The organism is Streptomyces sp. NPDC006265 (assembly GCF_040613555.1).
Taxonomy (GTDB): Bacteria; Actinomycetota; Actinomycetes; order Streptomycetales; family Streptomycetaceae; genus Streptomyces.
Window position 1 is genome coordinate 1 of sequence record NZ_JBEXSH010001174.1, and the last position, 2,207, is coordinate 2,207.

Genomic DNA, 2,207 nt, shown 5'->3' on the forward strand with positions numbered 1-2,207 from the left:
GAAGCGGTTGTGGAGCGCACAGCTCGTGGGCGGCGTGGGGGACACCCTCGCCCTTCTCGTGCTGGTCCTCCTGGCCCTTCAGGCGGCTGTCGCCGAAGGCTCGTTCGGGGGCGGTTACCGGGGCGTGGCGTTCGCAGTGGCGACCGTTTTCGGGGTGCGCATCCTCGCGACGCTCCTGTTCGGCGCCGTTCTGCTCGGCCCGCTCACCGCGCTCACCTCGCAGGACGGCCCGCTCGACCGGCGCTGGACCATGGTGGGTGCCGACGGGCTGCGCGCCGCGCTGCTCATCGTCGCGCCCCTGTGGATCGACTGGACGCCCGAGAACGCACTGGCCGTCCTCCTCGTCACGGCCTTCGTCGCCGGGGTCGCCGAGCGGTTCTGGTCGGTGTGCCGCGAGAGCGCGGCGCCCGCGCTGCTCCCCGCCCCGCCGCCGGAGGGTGCGACAGTCCGGCCGCTGCCCGACCACATGGACGCCCTGCGCCGCCTGTCGCTGCGCACCGGCTTCGTGGCGATCCCCCTCGCGGCCGTCGCGCTGGTCGTCGCGGCCCTGTTCAACAACCTGCTGGGCGCCGGCATCGACTGGTTCGGCCAGCACCAGGCGGCCCTCGCCTCCTACGTGGCCGCCGGGCTGTTCGCCGCGTCCCTGTCCGTGCTGACGTTCCTGGAACTGCCCGGCACGCGCACGCCGCGCGCGCGGTCGCCGCTCGAAGGGCTGCGCCGCCCGAAGACCGGCACCGGCACCGACAAGGGCCGCACCGGCGCGATGCCGCTGCTGGTCCTGTCGTGCGCGGCCGTCGCCGCCGCGGTGTCGGCCGCCGTCGCCGTGGCCGTGCTGCACGCCAAGGATCTGGGCGGCGGCCCCGTGCTCTACGGCCTGTTCGTGGCCGCGCTGACCGGCGGTGTCGTCATCGGCATCCGTACGGCGCCCGCCCTGGTGCCCGCCCTGTCGCGCCGCCGGCTGCTCGCGCTGACGATCGCCTTCACCGGCGTCGCCCTACTGGTCGCCGGTCTGGTCCCGGACGTCACCACCGTGCTGCTGATCCTCGCGCTGGCCGGCGTCGGCGCGGGCCTGTCCGCCAACATCGGGCACACCCTCCTCGACCAGGAGGCCGAGGAGTACCGGCGCCCCCGCACGACGGAGCACCTGCACGCGGTCGTCCGGGTCTGTGTGGCGCTCGGCGCTGTGATCGCCCCGCTGGTGGCGGCGGTGATCGGGCCGCACCGGCTGGAGAGCGGCAAGTTCGTCTTCGCGCACGGCGGCGCGGCCTTCACGCTGATGCTGGCCGGTGCCCTGCTGCTGCCGGTCGCCGCGCTGGTGCTGGCCAAGGTCGACGACCGTTCCGGTGTGCCGCTGCGGCAGGACCTGAAGGACGCGCTGCTCGGCGGCGACGACCCGGAGCAGGGGGCCGCGGCCTCCGGCTTCTTCATCGCCCTGGAGGGCGGCGACGGGGCCGGCAAGTCCACACAGGCCGAGGCGCTGGCCGAGTGGATCCGCGCCAAGGGCCACGAGGTCGTGCTGACACGTGAGCCCGGTGCGACGCCGGTGGGCAAGCGGCTGCGGTCGATCCTGCTGGACGTGTCGAGCGCGGGTCTGTCCCACCGCGCGGAGGCGCTGCTGTACGCGGCCGACCGGGCCGAGCACATCGACACCGTCGTACGGCCCGCCCTGGAGCGTGGCGCGGTCGTCATCTCCGACCGGTACATCGACTCGTCCGTGGCCTACCAGGGCGCCGGCCGTGACCTGTCGCCGACCGAGATCGCCCGGATCAACCGCTGGGCGACGAACGGACTCGTGCCGCATCTGACCGTGCTGCTGGACGTCGCGCCGGAGACCGCGCGCGAGCGGTTCACCGAGGCGCCGGACCGGCTGGAGTCGGAGCCCGCCGAGTTCCACGTGCGGGTGCGGGCCGGATTCCTCACTCTGGCCGCGGCCGACGCCGGGCGGTACCTGGTGGTGGACGCAGGCCAGGAGCCCGAGGCGGTCACGACGGTCATCAGGCACCGGCTCGACCAGGTGCTGCCGCTGTCCGAGGCCGAGGTCAAGGCCCAGGAGGAGGCGCGGAAGAAGGCCGAGGAGGAAGCCCGCCGCAAGGCCGAGGAAGAGGCCGCCCGCAAGGCCGAGGAGGAGCGCCTCGAGCGTGAGCGCCAGGAGCAGCTCGCCAAGCTGCGCGCCGAGGAGGAGGAGCGCAAGCGCCGCGAGCTGGAGG

1 protein-coding gene is annotated in these 2,207 nt (G+C 74.4%); it reads left to right on the forward strand.

The features are described from left to right. The coding region (tmk, locus tag ABZ281_RS46710; protein ID WP_356664622.1) for a dTMP kinase at nt 1–2,207 on the forward strand (2,207 nt) is incomplete at both ends.